Origin of the sequence: Agrobacterium larrymoorei, from assembly GCF_030819275.1 — a bacterium.
GTDB classification, from domain to species: domain Bacteria; phylum Pseudomonadota; class Alphaproteobacteria; order Rhizobiales; family Rhizobiaceae; genus Agrobacterium; species Agrobacterium larrymoorei_B.
On the sequence record NZ_JAUTBL010000001.1, the window covers coordinates 801,750 to 822,174 of the forward strand.

Annotated in this window: 17 protein-coding genes; 10 read left to right on the forward strand and 7 right to left on the reverse strand. The window is 59.1% G+C overall.

Features of this window, described 5'->3' with window-relative positions; all coding sequences use genetic code 11:
• Positions 1-2: 2 nt before the first annotated feature.
• The gene (gene clpB, locus QE408_RS03715) at positions 3-2,621 is read right to left on the reverse strand and encodes an ATP-dependent chaperone ClpB (protein WP_306928655.1); all 2,619 of its coding nucleotides are present in this window, start codon (positions 2,619-2,621) and stop codon (positions 3-5) included.
• Between the two features lie 288 nt (positions 2,622-2,909).
• On the reverse strand, positions 2,910-3,269 hold the full coding sequence (locus QE408_RS03720) for a response regulator (RefSeq protein ID WP_062427616.1): 360 nt from the start codon (positions 3,267-3,269) through the stop codon (positions 2,910-2,912).
• 149 nt (positions 3,270-3,418) lie between these two features.
• On the opposite strand from QE408_RS03720, the gene QE408_RS03725 reads away from it, so the two are divergent.
• Together QE408_RS03725 and QE408_RS03730 are read left to right on the forward strand one after the other, a co-directional pair.
• The gene (locus QE408_RS03725; RefSeq protein ID WP_306928657.1) at positions 3,419-3,883 is read left to right on the forward strand and encodes a group III truncated hemoglobin; all 465 of its coding nucleotides are present in this window, start codon (positions 3,419-3,421) and stop codon (positions 3,881-3,883) included.
• A 146-nt stretch (positions 3,884-4,029) separates the two neighbouring features.
• Complete coding sequence (locus QE408_RS03730) at positions 4,030-5,133, forward strand: TRAP transporter substrate-binding protein (RefSeq protein WP_062427614.1); 1,104 nt, start codon at positions 4,030-4,032, stop codon at positions 5,131-5,133.
• A 123-nt stretch (positions 5,134-5,256) separates the two neighbouring features.
• Here QE408_RS03730 and katG read toward each other — a convergent pair whose 3' ends face one another.
• Positions 5,257-7,440 (reverse strand): catalase/peroxidase HPI, encoded by a 2,184-nt coding sequence (gene katG, locus QE408_RS03735; protein ID WP_306928660.1) that lies wholly within the window; start codon positions 7,438-7,440, stop codon positions 5,257-5,259.
• Positions 7,441-7,827: 387 nt separating this feature from the next.
• On the opposite strand from katG, the gene QE408_RS03740 reads away from it, so the two are divergent.
• The 6 genes from QE408_RS03740 to QE408_RS03765 all read left to right on the forward strand — a co-directional run bounded on the left by QE408_RS03740 (position 7,828) and on the right by QE408_RS03765 (position 15,488).
• Complete coding sequence (locus tag QE408_RS03740) at positions 7,828-8,613, forward strand: amino acid ABC transporter substrate-binding protein (protein ID WP_306928662.1); 786 nt, start codon at positions 7,828-7,830, stop codon at positions 8,611-8,613.
• A gap of 110 nt (positions 8,614-8,723) precedes the next feature.
• Positions 8,724-9,404: an amino acid ABC transporter permease gene (locus tag QE408_RS03745; protein ID WP_306928665.1), complete on the forward strand. Its 681-nt coding sequence runs from the start codon at positions 8,724-8,726 to the stop codon at positions 9,402-9,404.
• Entirely contained in the window at positions 9,401-10,159 is a 759-nt protein-coding gene (locus QE408_RS03750) for an amino acid ABC transporter ATP-binding protein (RefSeq protein WP_306928667.1), read from the forward strand. Before QE408_RS03745 ends, QE408_RS03750 begins: the two co-directional genes overlap by 4 nt.
• Before the next feature lie 384 nt (positions 10,160-10,543).
• The gene (locus QE408_RS03755; RefSeq protein ID WP_306928669.1) at positions 10,544-11,101 is read left to right on the forward strand and encodes a TetR/AcrR family transcriptional regulator; all 558 of its coding nucleotides are present in this window, start codon (positions 10,544-10,546) and stop codon (positions 11,099-11,101) included.
• A 94-nt stretch (positions 11,102-11,195) separates the two neighbouring features.
• Positions 11,196-12,323 carry an efflux RND transporter periplasmic adaptor subunit gene (locus QE408_RS03760; RefSeq protein ID WP_306930181.1) on the forward strand — a complete coding sequence of 376 codons (1,128 nt, stop codon included), beginning with the start codon at positions 11,196-11,198 and terminating at the stop codon, positions 12,321-12,323.
• A gap of 9 nt (positions 12,324-12,332) precedes the next feature.
• Complete coding sequence (locus QE408_RS03765; protein ID WP_306928671.1) at positions 12,333-15,488, forward strand: efflux RND transporter permease subunit; 3,156 nt, start codon at positions 12,333-12,335, stop codon at positions 15,486-15,488.
• Positions 15,489-15,567: 79 nt separating this feature from the next.
• Here QE408_RS03765 and QE408_RS03770 read toward each other — a convergent pair whose 3' ends face one another.
• A complete protein-coding gene (locus QE408_RS03770) occupies positions 15,568-16,101 on the reverse strand; it encodes a gamma-glutamylcyclotransferase (protein ID WP_306928672.1) in 534 nt (177 codons plus the stop codon).
• 48 nt (positions 16,102-16,149) lie between these two features.
• On the opposite strand from QE408_RS03770, the gene QE408_RS03775 reads away from it, so the two are divergent.
• Positions 16,150-17,151, forward strand: a complete 1,002-nt coding sequence (locus QE408_RS03775; protein WP_306928674.1) for a DUF2125 domain-containing protein — start codon at positions 16,150-16,152, stop codon at positions 17,149-17,151.
• A gap of 81 nt (positions 17,152-17,232) precedes the next feature.
• Positions 17,233-18,531 carry a hypothetical protein gene (locus QE408_RS03780; RefSeq protein WP_306928677.1) on the forward strand — a complete coding sequence of 433 codons (1,299 nt, stop codon included), beginning with the start codon at positions 17,233-17,235 and terminating at the stop codon, positions 18,529-18,531.
• A 55-nt stretch (positions 18,532-18,586) separates the two neighbouring features.
• On the opposite strand, the gene QE408_RS03785 is transcribed toward QE408_RS03780, so the two are convergent.
• The 3 genes from QE408_RS03785 to QE408_RS03795 are packed head-to-tail and all read right to left on the reverse strand — an operon-like array spanning position 18,587 to position 20,311.
• Positions 18,587-19,168: a hypothetical protein gene (locus QE408_RS03785; protein WP_306928679.1), complete on the reverse strand. Its 582-nt coding sequence runs from the start codon at positions 19,166-19,168 to the stop codon at positions 18,587-18,589.
• Complete coding sequence (locus QE408_RS03790) at positions 19,155-19,718, reverse strand: hypothetical protein (protein WP_306928680.1); 564 nt, start codon at positions 19,716-19,718, stop codon at positions 19,155-19,157. Before QE408_RS03790 ends, QE408_RS03785 begins: the two co-directional genes overlap by 14 nt.
• A complete protein-coding gene (locus QE408_RS03795; protein ID WP_306928681.1) occupies positions 19,715-20,311 on the reverse strand; it encodes a hypothetical protein in 597 nt (198 codons plus the stop codon). The genes QE408_RS03790 and QE408_RS03795 overlap by 4 nt, the downstream gene beginning before the upstream one ends.
• Positions 20,312-20,425: the final 114 nt, after the last annotated feature.

A 20,425-nucleotide genomic window follows, 5' to 3' on the forward strand; every position in this document is an offset into this window, starting at 1 on the left:
ATTTAGGCAGCGTCTGCCACGCCATCATGCGACGCGTTCGGCTTGACCTTGAACAGAAGCCTGTCGGTGCCGGCAGTCACCTTGACGGTGGAACCATCCGGAACCTCGCCACCCAGGATCATCTCCGCCAGCCTGTCCTGAACGGATTTCTGGATGACACGCTTCAGTGGGCGTGCACCATAGGCAGGGTCGTAACCCTTGTTGGCAAGCCAGGTCCGTGCATCCTCATCCAGTTCGAGCGTGATCTTGCGATCGCTGAGCAGCGAAACGAGGCGGCGAAGCTGGATATCGACAATCGCACCCATCTCATCGCGATGCAGGCGATGGAAGAGGATGATGTCGTCGATACGGTTCAGGAACTCAGGGCGGAAGTGACCACGCACGCGCTCCATCACCATTTCGCGGACCGAGTCGACATTGTCGCTGTCACCCATCTGCGTCAGGAACTCTGAACCGAGGTTCGAGGTCATGATAATGATGGTGTTCTTGAAATCGACAGTGCGGCCCTGGCCATCGGTCAGACGGCCGTCATCCAGCACCTGCAACAGGACGTTGAAGACGTCCGGATGCGCCTTTTCGATTTCGTCGAACAGCACAACCTGGTACGGGCGGCGGCGAACCGCTTCCGTCAGCGCACCACCCTCTTCATAGCCGACGTAGCCCGGAGGCGCACCGATCAGCCGGGCAACGGAGTGCTTCTCCATATATTCCGACATGTCGAGGCGAACCATCGCGGTTTCGTCGTCGAAGAGAAAGCGAGCGAGCGCCTTTGTCAGCTCCGTCTTACCCACGCCCGTCGGGCCAAGGAAGATGAAGGAGCCGATCGGCCGGTTCGGGTCTTGCAGACCGGCACGCGCACGGCGTACCGCCCTGGATACGGCCTGAACCGCTTCACCCTGGCCCACCACGGACTTGCTGAGTTCGTCTTCCATGCGCAGCAGCTTCTCGCGCTGACCTTCCAGCATCTTGTCGACGGGAATACCCGTCCAGCGGGAGACGACCTGGGCGATGTTGTCCGCCGTCACCACTTCCTGCACCATGGAGGCGGCACCGTTGCTGTCGCGCTCTTCCGCCGCAGCCAGTTCCTTTTCCAGGCCTGGAATGATGCCGTAGGTCAACTCACCAGCGCGCTGGAACTGACCGTTGCGCTGGGCAATCGCCAATTCGTTGCGTGCTTCTTCAAGCTGCTTCTTCAGATCCGCGGCATGGCCAAGCTTCTGCTTTTCCGCCTGCCAACGGGCCGTCAGGGCATCCGCCTTTTCTTCCGTATCGGTCAGCTCATCTTCGAGCCTCTTCAGCCGGTCAGCCGAAGATGCATCCGTCTCCTGCTTCAAGGCTTCGCGCTCGATCTTGAGCTGGATGATGCGACGATCCAGTTCGTCCAGCTCTTCCGGCTTGGAATCCACCTGCATGCGCAGGCGCGATGCGGCTTCGTCCATCAGGTCGATGGCCTTGTCCGGCAGGAAGCGATCGGTGATGTAGCGGTTCGAAAGGGTCGCAGCCGCAACCAGAGCCGAATCCGAGATACGGACCTTATGGTGCTGCTCGTATTTTTCTTTCAGACCGCGCAGGATCGAGATCGTGTCCTCGACCGTCGGCTCATCAACCAGAACCGGCTGGAAGCGACGGGCAAGGGCTGGATCCTTTTCGACATGCTTGCGGTACTCATCAAGCGTGGTGGCGCCAACGCAGTGCAGTTCGCCGCGTGCCAGGGCAGGCTTCAGGAGGTTGGACGCATCCATGGCGCCATCTGCCTTACCGGCTCCGACCAGCGTGTGCATTTCGTCGATGAAGAGAATGATGCCACCGGCTTCGGCTTGCACCTCGTTCAGCACAGCCTTCAGACGCTCTTCGAACTCACCGCGATACTTCGCACCGGCAATCAGCGCACCCATATCGAGCGCCATCAGCTTCTTGTCTTTCAAGCTTTCCGGCACGTCGCCATTGATGATGCGCAACGCCAAGCCTTCGGCGATCGCCGTTTTACCGACGCCCGGTTCGCCGATGAGCACGGGGTTGTTCTTCGTGCGGCGCGACAGAACCTGGATCGTCCGGCGAATTTCGTCATCGCGACCGATCACCGGATCGAGCTTGCCTTCACGGGCTTCCGCCGTCAGATCGCGAGCAAACTTCTTCAGCGCATCAAAGCCCTGTTCGGCATTGGCGCTATCGGCGGTGCGGCCCTTGCGGATATCGTTGATCGCCTGATTGAGAGCCTGCGCCGTCACACCTGCCTTTTTGAGCGATGCGGATGTCGACGCGGATGTCTCGATAGCAAGCGCCTGAAGCAGCCGCTCGACGGTTACGAAACTGTCGCCTGCTTTTTTCGACAGGTCTTCAGCAGTCGCAAAGACCTTGGCAAGCGGTGCTGTCAGCGAAAGACCGCCGCTGCCACCGGAAACCTTGGGCAGTTTCGCGAGGGCTGCATCATTGGCAAGCCTTGCTTCCTTGGGATCGCCGCCAGCGCGTTCGATCAGCGATGACGCCATGCCCTGATCGTCGTCCAACAACGCCTTCAGCACATGCTCAGCCGAGAATTGCTGATGGTTTTGCGCCAGCGCATAGGTCTGGGCGGATTGAAGAAATCCACGGACCCGCTCTGAGTATTTTTCAATGTTCATATCATAACCTCCTTTGCCGGCCTGCCCGCCTTCGGCACAGATCGGCACATTGGGATTGGAGCCCCCGGAAGCGGCAGACCCCTCTTCGGCATCTCACATGATAGATTTGCAAATGCCGCGTAGCCTTGGCGCGTTTGACCGCCGCGGCTTACCTAGTAAGGATATGGGGGGTGTTTTACGCCTTTAAAGAGCATGCGGCAGCGATGCATGCAAAATTCTGCGGCCCGTTTTCGAAGCAACGGCAAAAGCCGCAGAAGCGACAGGTTCGCAAACCCATCGCGAATGGCGTCAGGCCGCGAGAGCGCGGGCCACGGCAAGGCGGATGTCCGGCAATGCGAAGGGCTTGGGAACGACATCGATGATCTTGGTGACAAGGTCGTCCGCACGCTCACGCTGTTCGGCATAGCCAGTCATCAGCAGGATTTTGAGGTTGGGATATTGCGTCGAGGCACGATGCGCCAGTTCGATCCCGTCCATCACCGGCATTCGGATATCGGACAGGAGAAGATCGAAATCCTGTTCGCTCAGTTTTTCGAACCCTTGCTCGCCATCGGCGGCCTCGTGGGTTTCGTGTCCATCCAGGCGAAGCGCCCGGGCGACAAACGTACGCAGAGCGTCTTCGTCTTCGGTAATGAGAATTCTGGCCATCTTCCATTGCTCCTGGTATTCATTCCAGCGAGCCCAAACTCGGTCATTTCCCTTTGCAATAGGTAAATGACGGCGAGGCCACCGGTGGCATGGTTAACAACCCATGCCACATTTGCGTTCCACCCCATCCATGGCAGACCCGATAACCGATGAGTGAAGACCTGGCAGCAAGAGCTGCGCACAGCGCCGCAATGCGAGAACGCGCCGAAAGGGATATGGCGCGCATGGGTGTCGATGCGGCATTTATTTGCAAACTGGTCGAGACCTTCTACGAGCGTGTCCGTGAGCATGACACGCTCGGACCCGTCTTCGACAACCGGCTTTCAGGCCGCTGGCCGGAGCACATGGAAAAGATGAAGAGCTTCTGGTCTTCCGTTGCCTTCAAGACCGGCGCCTACGGCGGAAAACCGGTCCAGGCGCATATGGGTGTCGGCGGCATGAGCGCCGATCTCTTTCCCCAATGGCTGACCTTGTTTTCCCAAACGCTGGATGAGATCGCGCCGACGAAGGAAGCGCGTGACTGGTTCATGCAGACCGCGGAGCGCATCGCCAGAAGCCTGACGCTCTCCCTCTTCTACAACCCTGCCTTTGACGATCCGACACTTAAAGCCTGACCGGGTTGCCGATCTCAACTTGAGGTTACTCAAGGCTGGCCGAAATATCACCACTATTGTCTTGAAGGCTGCAATCGGACGTGGTTATTACATTGGCGGGAGGCGTACCAAGCGGTTCGCCGAAGCTTCAGTCAAGGCAATCAGTGATGGATCGCAGATCGTTTATCAGAAACGCAGGTGCCGCAGGCGCAGGCGTCACAGCAGCAGCCCTCGCAGCACCGGCTATCGCGCAGGAAAACCCGCAGATCACATGGCGTATGACCTCCTCCTTTACCAAGGGGCTGGATATTCTCTTTGGCGCCGGTCAGCTGGTTGCCGATCATGTGAAGGAAGCTTCGGGCGGTAACTTCGTCATCCAGCATTTCGCAGGCGGCGAAATCGTCCCGGCCCTCCAGGCGGCAGACGCAGTCAGCGCCGGAACGGTCGAGATGGCCCACACCTGCTCCTATTACTATGTCGGCAAAGACCCGACTTTCGCGCTCGGAACTGCCATCCCCTTCGGCCTCAATGCGCGCCAGACCAATGCCTGGTTCAATCAGGCTGGTGGCAACGATCTGCTGAACGCTTTTTTTGCCAAGCACAACATCTATTCCATCCTGCTCGGCAATACGGGCGCGCAGATGGGCGGCTGGTTCCGCAAGGAAATCAACACCATCGATGACCTCAAAGGCTTGAAGATGCGCATCGCCGGACTTGCCGGCCAGGTCATGCAGAAGGTCGGCGTCACTCCCCAGCAGATCGCTGGCGGTGACGTCTATGCCGCTCTTGAAAAGGGCACGATCGACGCAACGGAGTTCGTCGGCCCTTATGACGACCAGAAGCTCGGCTTCTACAAGGTCGCCAAATATTACTACTACCCCGCTTGGTGGGAGGGTGGCCCTGCCGTTCACGCCTTCATCAATCTGGAGAAGTATAACGGCCTGCCGGAAAACTATAAGCGCATCCTGAAAGACGCCTGCGCCGCCGGAAACGCCTATATGCTGGAACGCTATGACGCGCAGAACCCGAAGGCGCTCAAGGAACTCGTGGCACAAGGCGCAATCCTTCGCCCCTTCAGCCAGGAAATCCTCGACGTATGCCATAAGGCCGCAGTCGAAACCTATGCCGGCATTTCCTCGGTGAACCCAGACTTCAAAACCATTTACGAAAGCCAGCAGGCCTTCAAGAAAGACGCCTATCTCTGGGCGCAGATCGCCGAATACACCTACGACACCTACATGATGATCCAGCAGCGCAACGGCACGCTCTAAGCATCGTCTAGGCACCCAACGTAAAGCCATCCGTCGAGCGCGGATGGCATTTTTTGTTTTCAGGCCAAATGAAAAGGGGCGCGACTTTCATCACGCCCCTTCTTTATTTTCTGGCTTCAGAAATCAGACGAGATCGAAGCGGTCGGCGTTCATCACCTTGTTCCAGGCAGCAACGAAGTCCTTGGTGAACTTGCGTCCGGCATCCGCAGAGGCATAGACCTCGGCGAAGGCGCGAAGCTGCGAGTGCGAACCGAAGATCAGATCGACGCGCGTGCCGGTCCACTTGACTGCATTGGTGTTGCGATCGCGGCCCTCGTAGACGCCCTTTTCGCCAGCGACAGGAGCCCACTGGGTGCTCATGTCGAGAAGGTTGACGAAGAAGTCGTTCGTCAGCACTTCAGGACGGTCGGTAAAGACGCCATGCTCTGGCTTGCCGACGTTGAGAACGCGAAGACCGCCGAGCAGAGCCGTCATTTCAGGGCCGGTCAGGGTCAGCAGGTGAGCACGGTCGATCAGCGCTTCCTCTGCCTTCATGAACTGATGGCGCTTCTCGTTGACATAGTTGCGGAAGCCATCGACGCGCGGCTCGAGTGCGGCGAAGGATGCTACATCCGTCTGCTCCTGTGAGGCATCGGCACGGCCAGGCGTGAACGGAACGACCACATCCTGTCCGCCAGCCTTTGCGGCCTTCTCGATACCGGCAGCACCTGCCAGCACGATGAGGTCGGCAAGCGAAATCTGCTTGCCGCCCGTCTGGGCCGCATTGAAGTCACGCTGCACGCCTTCGAGAACCGACAGAACCTTTGCAAGCTGCTCGGGCTGGTTTGCTTCCCAGTTCTTCTGTGGCTCCAGGCGAATGCGCGCGCCATTGGCACCGCCACGCTTGTCCGAACCGCGGAAGGAAGAAGCGGATGCCCAGGCAGTGGACACCAGTTCCTGAACCGAAAGACCGGTCGCCAGAACCTTTGCCTTCAATTCGGCGATGTCCTGATCGTCGATCAGCGGATGGTTTACAGCCGGAACGACGTCCTGCCAGATCAGATCCTCTGCCGGAACTTCCGGGCCGAGATAGCGGACCTTCGGACCCATATCGCGATGGGTCAACTTGAACCATGCGCGTGCGAAGGCATCGGCAAACTGTTCCGGGTGCTCCAGGAAGCGACGCGAAATCTTCTCATATTCCGGGTCGAAACGCAGCGACAGGTCTGTCGTCAGCATGGTCGGCAGCTTTTTCTTCGAAGGATCGAAGGCATCCGGAATGGATGGCTCCGCGTTCTTCGCCACCCACTGCTTGGCGCCCGCCGGGCTCGTGGTCAGTTCCCACTCGAAATTGAAGAGGTTTTCGAAGAAGTAGTTGCTCCACTGGGTCGGGGTCTGCGTCCAGGTCACTTCCGGTCCGCCGGTGATGGCATCCTTGCCAACGCCCGTGCCGAACTTGCTCTTCCAGCCAAGGCCCTGGTCTTCGAGTGCGCCACCTTCAGGCTCTGCGCCGATCAGCGAGGGGTCGCCAGCGCCATGCGTCTTGCCGAAGGTGTGGCCGCCTGCAATGAGAGCAACCGTTTCTTCGTCATTCATCGCCATGCGGGCAAAGGTTTCGCGGATGTCGCGGGCAGCGGCAACCGGATCCGGATTGCCGTTCGGGCCTTCCGGGTTGACGTAGATCAGACCCATCTGAACCGCACCGAGCGGCTCGGAGAGCTGACGCTCGCCGCTGTAGCGCTCGTCGCCAAGCCATGTGCCTTCCGGACCCCAATAGAGCTCTTCCGGCTCCCAGACATCGGCGCGGCCACCGGCAAAACCGAAGGTCTTGAAGCCCATGGATTCCAGCGCGACATTGCCCGTCAGGATCATCAGATCCGCCCAGGAAATCTTGTTGCCGTATTTCTGCTTGATCGGCCACAGAAGGCGGCGGGCCTTGTCGAGGTTGGCGTTATCCGGCCAGCTGTTAAGCGGCGCGAAACGCTGCTGGCCCATGCCGGCACCGCCGCGACCATCGGTGATGCGGTATGTACCGGCGCTGTGCCAGGCCATGCGGATGAAAAGACCGCCATAATGACCGAAATCCGCCGGCCACCAGTCCTGCGAATCCGTCATCAACGCATGAAGGTCGTTCTTCACGGCCTGCAGATCGAGCGACTTGAACGCTTCGGCGTAGTCGAAGTCCTTGCCCATCGGGTCGGACAGGTTGGAATGCTGGTGAAGCTTCTGGATATCCAGCTGATCGGGCCACCAGTCACGATTGCCTCTTCCGCGCGGGGAAGAATGTGCGACGGGACATTTGCCCGCGCTAGCATTGGGATTGTCCATGATGTTCTCCTGCTTTGCTAAATCAAATCATCAAATTCAATGAAGAGCGGTTGCGGAAATATGGCCCGCCCACTCGTCGCACGATCACCCCCATCTTATAAGATGGAGCCGGCGCGGTGCTCCTCGCGGTTCATGTCTTAGCCAATTGATGTGATAGTTTTAAGTTGGATTTACCGATTACATCGATAGGAAATAATTATCAAATTCCCTACTCATCGCGCTCAGGCCGCCACTGCCGGAGAAGCCGCCAATAGATGAAAAAATCAGCAAAAATATTCCCCGCCTCCGCATCTTTTTGAACGTTTCTGCCGTTTAATACATCACGCTTTATGGGATGAGACATCAACCGGAGCGATGGCATCCGGTCACAGGGAAAAGGAAATACCAATGGGCTTGTTCAAGACAATCGTAACGACGGCTGCAACGACTGTTGCGCTGCACGCCGCGCTGATCTCTCCGTCTGCAGCAGGAGAAAACCTCGATCAGATCAAGTCCTCCGGTGTCATCAAGATCGGCACCGAGGGTACATACGCGCCCTTTACCTTCCATGATGCCAACGGAAAGCTTGTCGGCTTCGACGTCGAAATCGGTCAGGCTGTGGCCGAAAAGCTCGGCGTAAAACCGGAATTCATCGAAGGCAAGTGGGATGGCCTGATCGCCGGTCTCGACTCCAAGCGCTACGACGCCGTCATCAACCAGGTCGGTATCACCGAGGCACGCAAGCAGAAATACGCGTTCTCCGAGCCTTATATTGCGTCGAAAGCCGTGCTGATCGTCAGCGAAAAGAACACCGACATCAAGGGCTTTGCAGATCTGAAGGGCAAGAAGTCGGCGCAGTCGCTCACCAGCAATTTCGGCAAGCTTTCGACTGAAGCGGGCGCCGAACTGGTCGGCACCGATGGCTTCGACCAGTCGATCCAGCTGGTTCTGACAGGCCGCGCCGATGCGACCGTCAATGACAGCCTGTCCTTCCTGGACTTCAAGAAGAAGCAGCCGCAGGCACCGGTCAAGATCGTTGCCGAGAAGCCGGACGCCGACTACTCCGGCATCATCGTTCGCAAGGGTGATGATGAACTGGTTGCCGCGATCAACAAGGCGCTTGCAGACATCAAGGCTGATGGCACGTATAAGAAAATTTCCGACACCTATTTCGGTCAGGACGTTTCCAAGTAAGCTCTTTCTAAATAGCGGATGCGCTGCATCTGCTATATCCTTCTCATATAATCATTCGCAGACGAAGTCCGGCCACCGCCGGGCTTCCTTTTTGTTTTGAGGGTTTCTTCGTGCCGCACTGGCTGCAATTGATGATGGACTCACTTCCCACGCTCCTGTGGGCGGGGGTGAAGTTCACGATACCGCTGACCCTGCTCTCCTTCGTCTTCGGCCTGGCGCTCGGGCTAGCGACGGCGGTCGCGCGGCTATTTGGGCCAGCTCCGATTGCTCTCCTTGCCCGCTTCTATGTCTGGGTGATCCGAGGAACACCGCTTCTGGTCCAACTCTTCGTCATCTTCTACGGACTGCCGAGCATCGGTATTCTTCTCGATGCATTTCCCGCGGCACTCATCGGCTTCACGCTGAATGTCGGCGCCTACACGTCCGAGATCATTCGCGCTGCCATTTCGTCCGTCCCGAAGGGACAGTGGGAAGCCGCCTTCTCGACCGGCATGAGCTGGCGCCAGGCCATGCAGCGCACGATCTTGCCGCAGGCGGGACGCGTTGCCGTACCACCCTTGTCGAACACCTTCATCTCGCTGGTGAAAGACACCTCGCTTGCCGCCGCCATAACCGTGCCGGAACTCTTCCAATCGGCCCAACGCATCGTTGCCACGACCTATGAGCCGTTGATCCTCTACATCGAAGCGGCCCTCATCTACCTTGCCCTGAGCTCTGTTCTATCGACACTACAGGCACGACTTGAAGCGCGCTTTGCCCGTTATGGCGGCATGATGGAGAGCAACCGATGATCGAACTCACCAACATCGAAAAGCGCTTTGGCGACGCCGTGATCCTGAAGGACATTACGCTGAGCTTTCCGGAAGGCAGCGTGACGGCTCTCGTCGGGCCTTCGGGCGGCGGCAAAAGCACGCTACTGCGCTGCATCAACCTGCTTGAACTGCCGAGCGAAGGCACGGTGCGGATCGGCTCGGACAGCGTGTCCTTCCATCATGGTCGTAAGGTCGCATGGCAGGAAATCCAAAAGATCCGCCGCCAGACGGGCATGGTGTTCCAGAATTTCCAGCTCTTCCCCCACAGGACCGCGATTGAGAACGTCATGGAAGGCCTTCTCGTCGTGCAGAAATGGCCGATTGAAAAAGCGCGTACGAGAGCGATGGAGCTTTTGACAAAGGTCGGTATGGCGCACAAGGCGGATGCCTGGCCTGCGAATCTCTCAGGCGGCCAACAGCAGCGTGTCGCGATTGCCCGTGCCCTTGCACCGTCACCCAAGGTTCTGCTCTGCGACGAACCGACCTCGGCGCTCGATCCCGAACTCTCCGCAGAAGTGGTCGACGTCCTGGGGCAATTGGCGCGGGAAGGCACGACCATGGTCATGGCAACGCATGATCTGCGCCTCGCCTCAAAGATCGCCAGCCTTGTCGTGTTTCTGGAAGCCGGCAAGGTGGTTGAGACCGGCAGCTCGGACGTGATCTTCCGGGCCCCGCAGCAGGAGCGGACACGGCGTTTCGTCTCCTCCATCAACGCGGCCCAAACCCTGTCATAGTCCGTTTCAAGCTGCCGTCTTCGCGCCACACGCTCCAGTAGGCCGTCTGCACATCGGGCGACAGCATCGCCGCAAAAATCAAGGTTCGAAAAGGAGCATGCGTAAGTTTCAGAGCGGGCGCAGTCGTTCAAAGAGAACGTGCGCGCTCTGGCTTCGCCTGCGGTCGCCGTGGGCGCCCGCATCTCGCGTCAAATCTGCGTGACCGCGTTACAAACTTCACATCATTGGTGATACGGATATTGCGTCGCATCATTTTATAAGCCACTAGAAAATCATCATTATTAGAATTGCCAAAAATAATAACATCCGAATGCGGGGCACCCGCAGAAATCGCTTGATTTTAAAAACGAACGTTCGTACTTAAATTTTCTCAAAGGATGTTTCATGGCTAGAACGCGCAAGATCAAAACCGACGATATTCTCGATGCTGCCGAGCGCGTTGTCATGCGCGATGGCGCGGCAGGGCTCTCCATCGATGCGGTGGCGCAGGAAGCCGGGGTCAGCAAGTCGCGTGTCGTCTATGATCACAAATCGAAAAGCGCGCTTCTTGAAGCGCTGATTGATCGCCACATGACCGCCGAAGAAAGCCGTATCCGCGAGGCCGTCGGTTCCCATGGCAAAGCACCTCATCCAGAGCTTTTTGGCCGGATCAGCCTGGCGGAAGAAGCGCCGGACGATATCGACCGTGCTGTGTGCCTCGCCATTTCGGCAGCCATGTCCAGCGAGGAAAAGCTTCATGAGCGCATGCGGGCATGGACGAAGGCCGACCTCGAAGCGATGAAGGCTGGCCCTCGCCCGCGAGCAGCGCTTCTCGCCTATCTTGCCCTGACAGGTCTCTGTTGCATGGAACTGTTCGATTTTCATCGTTGGGAGACCGGCGAAAGGCACGACATTCTTGATGGCATCAAAGACATCTACGCTTCATTACCCGATAAAAAATGACGATCGCTCGATAGCGATGAAGACGAGGACTTTAAAAATGCTGAGCAGAAGAGCTTTGCCCCGCCTTGCGAGCCTGTTTCTTGGCGGCATCATCATGCTGTCGGGACCATCGCTGCACGCGCAGGAAGGTGGCATGCAGATGCCCCCGCCTGCCGTCGGTGTTCTTGAATTGAAGACACGTGCCGTTCCCGTCGTCAACGAGCTGCCAGGCCGCGTCGCTGCCACGCGCGTGGCGGAAGTGCGCGCCCGCGTTTCCGGCATTCTTCTGGAGCGGGTCTTCCAGCAAGGCACGCTGGTGCAGAAGGACGACGTTCTCTACCGCATCGATCCAAAACTCTTCAAGGTGCGGGTGGAAAGCGCGCAGGCCGCGCTGCAGCGCGCCCAGGCAACGCAGGCCAATGCCCGCCAGCAGCTTGAACGCCAGAAGACGCTGCGCGAACGCAACGTCGCGACCGGTATCGAATACGACACAGCCGCCGTGAACCTTGCGCAGGCAGACGCCGATGTGGCGCTTCAGCAGGCGGCACTTGATGAAGCCAAGATCAACCTCGACTACACGGAAGTCCGCGCGCCCATCACCGGCATTATCGGTGCGGCCCTCGTAACCGAAGGCGCACTGGTCACGGCTGATGGAGCGCAAAACCTCGCGCTGATCCAGCAGATCGACCCCATCTATGCGGACTTCACCCAATCGGCGCAGGACATGCTGGCGCTGAAACGTGCCGTCGAGGAGGGTAAGCTTGCAAGCCCCGCACCGGATCAGGCAAGCGTGCGTCTCGTCTTCGATGACGGCACGGTCTATGCCGATGCCGGTCGCCTGCTCTTTGCCAGCGCCAGCGTCGATGCCACCACCGGTCAGGTGACGCTGCGTGCGGAATTCCCCAATGCCAAACGCAACCTGTTGCCCGGCATGTATGTGCGGGTGCGCATCGAACAGGCCGTGCGTCAGGACGCCATCACCATTCCCCAGCGCGCCGTTCTCCGCAACGCCGAGGGCAAGCCGATGGTCTATATCGCCAAGGATGACGGCACCGCCGAAGCCCGACCGATCGAACTCGGACAGGCTCTCGATACCGAATGGGTTGTCGAGAAGGGTCTGTCGGCTGGTGAGAAGATCATCGTCGACGGCGCACAGAAAGTTCAGCCCGGCGGCAAGATCGCTGCGGAACCCTGGCAGCCGCAACAGCCTGCCGATGCAGCCGCGCAAGCGCCGAAGCAATAAGGTCACGTCATGGCACAGCTATTCATAAGACGGCCGATCCTTGCCTGGGTCTTCGCGCTGTTCATCTCGATTGCCGGCATCATCGCCATCCCCTTCCTGCCGATCGCGCAGTATCCGAAGGTGGCGCCGCCGCAATTGACGATCTCCACCAGCTATCCGGGCGCCTCGCCGCAGGAAATCTATCAGGGCGTGACCCGCCTCATCGAAGACGAGTTGAACGGCGTCGAAGGCCTGATGTATTTCGAATCCACCTCGGATACGGCAGGTCAGGTCTCGATCAACGCCACCTTCCAGGCCGGCACCAACATCAACCAGGCGTCGGTGGATGTGCAAAACGCCATCCGCCGCGTGGAAGCGCGTCTTCCCTCTGCCGTCGCCTCGCAGGGCGTGACCGTCGAAGAAGCCTCCTCCGGCTTCCTGATGTTCATTACGCTGACCTCCACCGACGGAACGATGGACGAGGTGGCGCTGGGTGACTATCTCAACCGCAACGTCCTTGGCGAATTACGCCGCATCGAAGGTGTTGGCCGCGCCCAGCTCTTCTCTGCCCAGCGCGCCATGCGTGTCTGGATCGATGCCGACAAGCTCGTCGGCCTCAATCTGACAGCTGCCGATATCAACAGCGCCATTACCTCCCAGAATGCGCAGGTGGCTGCCGGTCAGATCGGTGCAGCGCCCAATCCCGTCTCGCAGGATTTGACTGCCACTGTTCTGGTCAAAGGCCAGCTCACTGATACAAAAGAGTTCGGCAACATCGTTTTGCGCGCCAATTCAGACGGCAGCTCAGTTCGCCTCAAGGACGTGGCCCGCATCGAACTCGGTGCTGAGACCTACAACTTCTCGAGCCGCCTGAACGGCCAGCCGAGTGCTGCCGTCGGTATCCAGCTTTCCTCCACCGGCAACGCGGTCGCCACCTCGAAAGCGGTGACGGCAAAGCTTGAGGAATTGTCGCGCTTCTTCCCATCGGGCGTCGCCTACAGCGTTCCCTACGATACGAGCCCCTTCGTCTCCGCCTCGATCGAGAAGGTGATGCACACGCTGGTGGAAGCCATCATCCTCGTCTTCGTGGTGATGTTCGTCTTCCTGCAGAATTTCCGCTACACGGTCATTCCGACGCTCGTCGTACCGGTGGCGCTGCTCGGCACCTGCGCCGTCATGTATGCGACAGGCTTCTCCATCAACGTGCTGACGATGTTTGCCATGGTGCTTGCCATCGGCATTCTGGTCGACGACGCCATCGTTGTGGTTGAGAACGTCGAGCGCATCATGGCCGAAGAAGGTCTTTCTCCCAAGGCCGCCACGCAAAAGGCAATGCGGCAAATCACCGGCGCCATCCTCGGCATTACGCTGGTTCTCTCCTGCGTGTTCATTCCGATGGCCTTCTTCCCCGGATCGACAGGCATCATCTACCGCCAGTTCAGCTTGACCATGGTGGTGTCGATCCTGTTCTCGGCCTTCCTGGCGCTGTCGTTGACGCCAGCGCTGTGCGCGACTTTCTTGAAGCCGATCCCCAAGGGTCATCATGAGAAGCGTGGCATCGGGGGCTGGTTCAACCGCAAGTTCGACAGCCTGACAAACGGCTACACCAAAACCGCAACCGGCACCGCCAAGCGAGCAGGCCGGATGATGGTGATCTATCTGGCGCTGGTCGCGGGTCTCGGCTACCTCTTCATCAACCTGCCAAGCGCCTTCGTGCCGAATGAAGACCAGGGCTTCCTGATCGTCGATATTCAGGGTCCACCAGAGGCCAGTGCCAACCGCACGCTTGCCTCCATCAAGCAGATAGAGACGATCTTCAAGGCAGATCCTGCCGTGAAGGACATCGTCGCGATCCAGGGCTTCAGCTTCTCCGGGAACGGCGCTAATGCCGCACTTGCCTTTGTGACGCTGAAGGACTGGAGCGAACGCGGCGCCGGGAATTCCGCGCAGGATATCGCCAACCGCGCCAATATGAAGCTCTTCGGCCTGAAAGACGCCACGACATTCGCGCTTTCGCCACCGCCCATCGAAGGCTTCGGCACCTCCGGGGGCTTCTCCTTCCGTCTGCAGGATCGTAACGGCATCGGCCAGGCTGCCCTTTCCGCCGCCGCCGCAGAACTGATGCAGAAGGCGAGCCAAAGCCCGATCCTGACCGGCATGCGTATCGAAGGTCTGCCGGACGCGGCCCAGGTGCTATTGGTCATCGACCGCGAAAAGGCCAACACCTTTGGTGTGACCTTCGCGGATATCAACAACACCATCACCGCCAATCTCGGATCGTCCTATATCAACGACTTCCCGAATGCTGGCCGCATGCAGCGCGTCATCGTGCAGGCGCAGGATCGCGACCGTCTTCAGGTGGAGGACCTGCTGAAGCTCAATGTCCGCAACTCCAGCGGCGGCATGGTACCTTTGAGCTCCTTCGCCATTGCGCAGTGGCAGAAGGGGTCGCCGCAGGTGGTTGGCTATAACGGCTATCCCACGATCCGTATCGCCGGCGCTCCTGCTCCCGGAAACTCCACGGGCGCGGCGATCACCGAGATGGAGCGTCTCGCATCTGAGCTCCCTGCCGGTATCGGTTATGAATGGACCGGACAGGCGCTTGAGGAAATCAAGTCCGGCTCTCAGGCACCGTTCCTTTTCGGTCTCAGCATTCTCTTCGTCTTCCTGCTTCTCGCAGGTCTTTACGAAAGCTGGTCCATCCCGCTTGCAGTCATGCTCGTCGTGCCGCTGGGCATCATCGGCTCGGTGCTGGCCGTCATTGTCCGGGACATGCCGAACGACATCTACTTCAAGGTGGGGTTGATCGCAATTATCGGCCTCTCGGCCAAGAACGCGATCCTGATCGTCGAATTCGCCAAGGATTATTATGCCGAAGGCAAATCCTTGCTGGATTCGGCGGTGCAAGCCGCACGCGTTCGCTTCCGCCCGATCATCATGACCTCGCTTGCCTTTACGCTCGGTGTCGTCCCATTGGCGATTGCAACCGGCCCCAGCGCGGCAAGCCAGAACGCCATCGGTACCGGCGTTCTCGGCGGCATGATCTCGGCCACCATCCTGGCCGTCTTCTTCGTGCCCGCCTTCTTCGTCTTCGTCCTGACATTGATGCGCACCAAGCGGCCGGTCACGGAGCATGAGGAACACCGGGAGGCACCGCCACCGGCGTCCGAAGCTCATTCGTCCTGACGAAGATTGAAACACAAACGCCGCGGATCGAAACATCCGCGGCGTTTTCATTTGTCCGACCGTACAAATCTCGATGGAACTACTTCGCTTCTGCTCCATCCCCGACATGAGCCGCGATCTTTTCCAGAAGTGCATCGCGAATGCCGATGGCCTTCAGATGCTCTACCGTGTTGAAGACGTAATCGGCGTTGGGGCCGGAGCTGCCCTCCGCGTTACGGATGATCGAGGCGGCATCATCCACCTCCAGACCACCGACATATTGCGGGTGGCAAGGATCGGCCACATAGGTCAGCGCGTTCAGCCGCCGACCGTCTTCAAGGCTCACCATGATCTGGCGTTCCTTGTAGACATTCGTCACCAGTTCCCGCTCCCGCAGATAATCGAGCACTGGCTTGCGGCCCGACGCCTTGACCCGGAAAGCAACGCCAAGGCAGGAGCCGCCGCGCTCGAGACCCAGCACCAGCCCCGGCCTTTCCTCCGTGCCGCGGTAATGGTTGGAGCGGATGCAAAGCGCTCGCCTATAGCCGAATAACCGCGCTCGCTGGCGCTCCTCAAAAGGGAAGCCAGGGTTCCACATTAGCGAACCGTAGCCAAAGACCCAAAAATCGTCCATATCGCACGCCAAATCACTATCATACGCCGCGCAGCATTGGAGATCATCATGGCAACGTCAAGCCAATCCCGTACAGGCAGAAAATTCCTTTTTCTCGGGCTCGGCATCGTGCTTGTCATCGCCATCTATACGGCGGGCTGGTTTTACGCCGCCAAGCGACTGGAAGAAACGGTGATCAAGGCCATTGCGCCGGGCGGCACGTCCAGTGTGCAGGGCGAATGCACTGATATGGCGTTTCGCGGCTACCCCTTCCGCATCGGTCTCTTCTGCTCCAAGGTGAATGTCGAAGACACCAAAACCGGCGTGACGACATCCTTCGGCGCCCTGCGCTCGGCAGCACAGGTTTACGCTCCCGGTCATATCGTCTGGGAGCTGGATTCTCCGGCTGAGATTCGCACCTCTCATGGGCTGACCGTCTCGGCGCAATGGGCCGATCTTCAGTCCAGCCTTGTCACCAAGCTTAAAGGTATCGACCGAACGTCGCTCGTCATCGACGGGCTGAAGGCGCAAGCCGTCTCCTCCGTCACCAACCAGACCATCGATTTCGACGCCGCCAAGACAGAGGTCCATCTGCGTCAGAATGGTGCCGATCTCGACGGCGCGGTAACACTCAACGATGCCGCGACAGTCGTTCAGGGCTGGCCACAGATTCTGCCGCGCCTCAACGCCATCGCCGACGTGACGCTGGCGGGTAAGGCCGGCATGATCGACGGCAGCGATACGACAGGGCTTTACGGTGCAAGCGGCGAATTGCGCCGGGTGATGCTCGATATTGGCGATGGTCGCATCATGCGCATCAGCGGCCCGTTTGCTTTCGACGATCAGGGCTATCTGTCGGGCAAGTTCAAGCTGGAGATCGAAAAGCTGGGCGATTGGGCGGATAATGCCAAGCAGGCCTTCCCGCAGCTTCAATCCACCATCGACACCGCCCGCAAGCTTCTCGGTGCGCTCGCAGGCGGCGGCGACCGCACATCCGTCGATCTCGTGGTCGACCGCGGCCGCGCCACCGTCAGCGGCTTCATACCCCTCGGCAAAATTCCGCCGATCTGAGGGCGGAGCTGATCGCGACCGGCTACCCGATTGACGGGCGCCGGTGGATGTCCTTCCTGCTTTTGAAACAATGATAGGCAGATGCAGCAATCTCTGGAGTCCGCAAGCCAATCTCAAGCCAACCCGCTGCGGGACTGCGTGGCTGCGCTGCATCTGACGCTTGTGCTCTTCGCGCGCTTCTGGCCGCAACTCATGGCACTATGGTTGATCGGCTTTTCCGGGAGCCTCGCGCTCACCGATCTGGCCGCACTCATTGGCCGGTGGAACGCGCTGGCGGGTCTGTCTCTGCTATCGCTCGTCGTTCTTTTGAAGTTGGTTATCATCGTCGCGCTGTTTGAGACCGTCCGCCGCGGCCTTCCCGCGCTCCATGCCGCCTCCGCGCAGAACGCAGCGATAGAGCCGAACGTCCCAAAACAGGCAAACTTCATCACTGCCCTTGCGCTGACGCTCGTTCCCTTCTTCGCCTTCTATGCGGCCTGGGGCTTTCTTGCTGACACGCTACGGGATTATGCGCGACTGTCCTTAGACCTTCTGCTTTCCGGCGAAACTGCAAAGCTGCTGGAAGTCACGGGCGGTGCCTGGCTTATCGTCTCCGTTGCCATTGCCTGGGCCATCCGACGCTTTGCCAAGTTCATGAGCAAGCGGTCGAAGTCTCCTTTATGGCCGATCGTCATCGTCATCTGCGAAGCGAACTGGGCATTCATCGGTATCTTCGTCATTTCCACCTGGCAGGACGAGATCCGCAACTGGTTCACGCATCTGCCGGACATGATCGGCCATCTCTTTGCAGAACTAGACCCGGTGCCCGGTGCCATCGCGCAGGATCTCCCTGCACCCGCTGAATTTTCCGCCCCCTCCTTGAGCCAGAGATTGCAATCCGTTTTCTTCTATGCGCTCTATCCCGTTGTCTGGCTGACGCTTGCCGCGCTGATCTATGGCTACGATATTAATGGCGAATATCCTCTGCCAAGCCGCGGTCTTTCTGCCGCTGTCTCCAAATGGCAGGCACTTCCGAAATTTTTGCAGGACTTCGTCTCTCACTTTATCGCGGGAACGTTGAAGCGTTACCGAACCCTGGCAGAAGGCGTGGGGCTCGCGCTCAGCTCCGGGTTCGCCTTGACCCTCTGCGCCATCCTTTCCTACCGCCTGCTGGACTTCGGTTCGGCGTGGGCGTGGTTTGGGATCTCACGCTGGATCGGCCCGCAGGACATTGCGCTTTGGCAAGTCATTGTACAGGGCATCTCCTTGCTCTTCGGCACGCCGAGCGACCCCGGCGAGGGACTGCTGGTCTCACCGTTGAAAATCTGCCTGCTGGCCGCCACACTCGAAATTGGCTTTGCTCGTGGACGCGAATGGCGGGCGCGAGCGCTCGACGCGTGAACCGGTTTTCCTCCGGTTATTGCTACAGCATCGGCCCGAAGGGGAGCACGGCGCTCTATTGCGAACCGAGGTGAAGCGGGATGGAAAGTGCGGCGGGGCGCGACGGCGAGAAACTGATCCGTGCCGAAAGTTGACCTGCGACAGGGGCCGGCACAAGGAATTTCTCCTCGATCAAGGTGTTTTCGCCTTTTGAAAGCGGCGTCAGCGAGGCAACACCGCAGCCATTGATCGGTGTCGCCTTAGGATCGAGTTCGCGGCTGACATTGTTCGCCAAGGTCACATCCAGCGGCAGCCACCGGCAGCCTTGACCGTCGACCAGACTGATCTGGCACTGCGACCAATCTTCACCGATGTCTTTGACTGCCGTTGCGCTGAGCCGAAGAATGAGCAGCCGCCGCTCACCTGGAAGGCGAAGTGGCGTGTCCTTGCCATCACCCAGCAAACGGGCCGCCTCAACCTGCCATAGCGCACCCGCATACATGCGGTCGCGGGCATTCCCGACGATCTCGATTTCGGTACGGCGTTGATATTCCTGAACGCTGCGCCAGGCATTCAGGGAGAAGGCCAGCACCACAAGGGCAGGCAGGCTGATAAACGAAATCCACCACAATGTGCGTTCCCGATCAGCGCCCATCATTGCCGATCTCCAATGTCGATTGAGAGATAACCTTGCCTGCGTCGATCGAGATGTCGAGCTGATCGCTGAGTTGCGGGGAATAGTGTCGGGCAAGGATCAGCGCCATCCGCGAGGTCTCAGCCTCGGGCAATTCGAAAACGAAAATGCCGGACGTCGGCAGACCGGGTTGAATGGTCTTGGTGGATAGGGCACCCGGCACGCCGTCAACCCGTGTCGACTGTCTGTAGGAACGACCGGATGCGCCAATGATTGTGGCCGCCTGTATCGGTAATGTCTCTGTCGATGCGGCAGCTTCCACCGTGACGACAACCCAGACGCCGGATGTATCGCGCTCTACCTTCCGCCCGAAGCTGTCATAGGAGAGGACCTTGGCTTTGCGAACCTGTGAGAGCTTGGCGCTGAACGCACGCCCAGAGACCGTTTCGCCCGCATGTCCACGCGTGATGATCGGGCCGGTCAGCATAGCGTAGGATGGCGTCGTTTCCTTGAGCGCCATCAGGGCGAGGACCGAGAGCATTGCGAGAGCTGAGTAGAAGGCTGTCCGGATCACGGCGCCCCCTCAGTGCTGCCCTGACCAGACAGAGGCAGAATGACTTTCGCGACGGCGCCCTTCGCAAACCAGCCCGGAGCGGCATAGAGATTGTCCCGCGGACGAAAAACCTCACCCTGTACCGAGACGTCGAGCGACGAAGGCACCGGGGCATCGTCCTGAAGTTCCCACACAGCCGTCACTGTCTCTGGCATCATCGGCTGCAAGTCGCCGAGCAGATCACGATCCCGGTCGAGATAGAATGTCGGTCGCGGAGCGTCCTTGATGTTGTCGATCCTGACCACATCGCCGTAGATATTGGAGCTTTCCGCGGACCTGTTTTCGAGGCGCATTGTGACGGCCACCGCTTGTTTGCCTGGTGTCACTTTCAGCCCGTTCGGCATGAGAGAGATAATGCTGGCAGAAGCCAGCTCTACCTGCCAACGCCCGGCATCGACGGACTTTGCAGCCTCCACGACCGGAACAATCTCGCTCTCGCGTCGCTCATACATGGAATAGCCGAGCGACAGACCGGCGGCAGCAAGACCGCCAGCCCCTGCAATCAGTTTTTTGAGCCGCCCTCTTCGGGACTGTTTTTCAATGTTCGCCACCATTGCCGATCAGCGATATCCGCCCTTACAATGTCCACTCCAAAGAATACCGCGGAAGACAGCGGCAACCAATGTTTCCCTTGCAATTCCGGCTCAAGAATGACGGCGAAAATCCCG

Bases quoted from the DNA above. Each gene is read 5' to 3' on its own strand.
- QE408_RS03795 (WP_306928681.1), bottom strand. From the start codon at position 20,311: ATGGTGGCGAACATTGAAAAACAGTCCCGAAGAGGGCGGCTCAAAAAA.
- QE408_RS03755 (WP_306928669.1), top strand. From the start codon at position 10,544: ATGGCTAGAACGCGCAAGATCAAAACCGACGATATTCTCGATGCTGCC.
- clpB (WP_306928655.1), bottom strand. From the start codon at position 2,621: ATGAACATTGAAAAATACTCAGAGCGGGTCCGTGGATTTCTTCAATCC.
- QE408_RS03770 (WP_306928672.1), bottom strand. From the start codon at position 16,101: ATGGACGATTTTTGGGTCTTTGGCTACGGTTCGCTAATGTGGAACCCT.
- QE408_RS03760 (WP_306930181.1), top strand. From the start codon at position 11,196: ATGCTGTCGGGACCATCGCTGCACGCGCAGGAAGGTGGCATGCAGATG.
- QE408_RS03740 (WP_306928662.1), top strand. From the start codon at position 7,828: ATGGGCTTGTTCAAGACAATCGTAACGACGGCTGCAACGACTGTTGCG.
- QE408_RS03750 (WP_306928667.1), top strand. From the start codon at position 9,401: ATGATCGAACTCACCAACATCGAAAAGCGCTTTGGCGACGCCGTGATC.
- QE408_RS03780 (WP_306928677.1), top strand. From the start codon at position 17,233: ATGCAGCAATCTCTGGAGTCCGCAAGCCAATCTCAAGCCAACCCGCTG.
- QE408_RS03725 (WP_306928657.1), top strand. From the start codon at position 3,419: ATGAGTGAAGACCTGGCAGCAAGAGCTGCGCACAGCGCCGCAATGCGA.
- QE408_RS03720 (WP_062427616.1), bottom strand. From the start codon at position 3,269: ATGGCCAGAATTCTCATTACCGAAGACGAAGACGCTCTGCGTACGTTT.
- QE408_RS03765 (WP_306928671.1), top strand. From the start codon at position 12,333: ATGGCACAGCTATTCATAAGACGGCCGATCCTTGCCTGGGTCTTCGCG.
- QE408_RS03730 (WP_062427614.1), top strand. From the start codon at position 4,030: ATGGATCGCAGATCGTTTATCAGAAACGCAGGTGCCGCAGGCGCAGGC.
- katG (WP_306928660.1), bottom strand. From the start codon at position 7,440: ATGGACAATCCCAATGCTAGCGCGGGCAAATGTCCCGTCGCACATTCT.
- QE408_RS03785 (WP_306928679.1), bottom strand. From the start codon at position 19,168: ATGATGGGCGCTGATCGGGAACGCACATTGTGGTGGATTTCGTTTATC.
- QE408_RS03775 (WP_306928674.1), top strand. From the start codon at position 16,150: ATGGCAACGTCAAGCCAATCCCGTACAGGCAGAAAATTCCTTTTTCTC.